Below are 1,930 nucleotides of genomic sequence, written 5' to 3' on the forward strand. Positions count from 1 at the left end.
GAGCTTGGTTTCCAGCGCGAATTCATAGATGGCCACAATGGCTGCGACCAGAATCACGTAGGGCACCAGAGGGACGAACTGGCGAATCATCGCGGGGATGGCCACCATGGGCGACTCGATGTTGGCGCGTTCGGTGCGCAGCATCTGCGAAGCCAGGAAGAACAGCGTGGAGGTCAGCAGGAACACATAGAAGCCCCAGTGGTAGAGGCCGGATGTGGTTACTTGCTTGTTCAGCGCGGCAATGAACACCACCAGCAGGCAAGGGCGCAACACAACGCCCAGCGAGCCGGACATGGCCGTTGCAGCCAGCGCGAACTGGCGCGAGCCACCCGAGGCGCGGACTTCGTGATAGATGATGCCGCCAGCGGCAATCACGAAGATACCCGATGCGCCCGTATAGGCCGTGGCAAACGACGCACCGATCAGGATGATGTAAGTCAGCAGTTGCGGTGACAGGTTCCATGGACGCAGCACGTTCATGAACAAGTCAACGATGCGGCTTTGCTTGAGCAACATGCCGGCCCAGATGAACAAGCCCAGGTTCATGAAGATGCTGGGCAACTCCATCAACTGGTTGATGTAGATGGCCAGGCCTGCATGGTGACCCTTGATCAGGAAGTACACGCCCGCCACCGTGGCCATTTGTGCATAGAGTGGCACAGCCAGGAAGGCTCCAGACCAGTCGCCTTCGCCATGAGGCGACTTCACTGGCATGACAACGCGCTTGAGGTTGATCAGCAGCAAGGTAGTGAACAGGGCCATCCAGATGTAATGGATCAGCGGGTGTTCGATGGGGACGCCTGAACCTTGCAGGATCTGGTAGTAACGCACCGCCGAGAACAGCAGCAGGCCGGAGGACACCACCTGCGACGCGGATTGCAGCAGGTAGTCCTTGGAGTAGTGGCCCGGACGGATACCGATGTGGTGGAAGCCCAGCGTGGTGGTGATGGCGGCAATGGCGACCATCAACAGCAGGATCAACGGACGGTTGTCCGTGCCGACCTGGAACAAGCCGAAGAAGCTGGTTTCCAGCGTGCGATAGGCCTTGACCTGAGGTGTCTGATGTTGCAGAACCTTGTTGTAGATGTCGTGCTTGGCCTTGCAAATAGCCTGAGCTTGCTCGATCGACTTACGCAGAACGGCTGGATCAGCAGCTGTTTGCGCGCCAAAGATGTCGTCAATGTCGTCGCCCTTGGTGGGGGGGGCGGCCAACTGCTTGGCCAATTCGGCCTCAATATTGACGTTGGCGTCACATTCAGGCTTGGTAGGCTCGGCGCGCAGCATGAAGTACTGCACTTGGGCCTGAGAGTCTCCAAACATGGATTCGCCCAGTTTCAGCAACTGGCCGTGAACCATCTCACCCGTGCCGACGATCAGCGTCAACAAAAGCAGGGCAAAGACGGGCAGGCTGGAGAACCATTCAAGGAAGGTTCGACCCAGGATCTTTCGGGAGTCAGGGGTGTTCATTGGCAATCACGCGACTGTGCTGACCTTGAGGTGTCAGTCGTCCAAAGGGGAGAGGCCTCGTGGCCTCTCGGCGATATCAGCAGTACTGCATGGCAACGGGTGAGGCTGCCGCTGCCGGGATTACTTCCACTCTACTTCTGACTTGGTTGAGCACTCGGGGTCAGCCGGGTTCACATTGCAACGGATCTTTTTGATGATCCGCAGGCCCACCTTGTCGTAGAGGCCCTTCTGCGCGATATCGATGCGCGATTCACGCAGCATCAAGGTGTACTTGTACGAGTTCTCGGAACTCAGCTCCATCCAGGTTGCTGGTGGGATGCTGGCGTCGGCCTGCTTGATCAGTTGCAAGGCGCGATCGAACTGGCTGGACCAGTATTCACGCGACTTTTCGCCGAACCCTTCAGGGAACTTGGTCTTGTTGAGCACGACCTGATAGGTCAGGATCATGATCGGGAAGCGCGTG

Annotated in this window: 1 protein-coding gene and 1 pseudogene; both read right to left on the bottom strand. The window is 57.9% G+C overall.

Annotated elements, in window-relative coordinates; genetic code table 11:
* Window positions 1–1,467, bottom strand: a pseudogene (locus tag EPO09_RS01940) (transporter); the annotation flags it as partial.
* A gap of 120 nt (window positions 1,468–1,587) precedes the next feature.
* Window positions 1,588–1,930 (bottom strand): putative solute-binding protein (locus tag EPO09_RS01945; protein ID WP_290639635.1); only part of this gene is annotated, 343 nt, incomplete at its 5' end.

The organism is Aquabacterium sp. (assembly GCF_004297345.1).
Taxonomy (GTDB): Bacteria; Pseudomonadota; Gammaproteobacteria; order Burkholderiales; family Burkholderiaceae_C; genus Aquabacterium.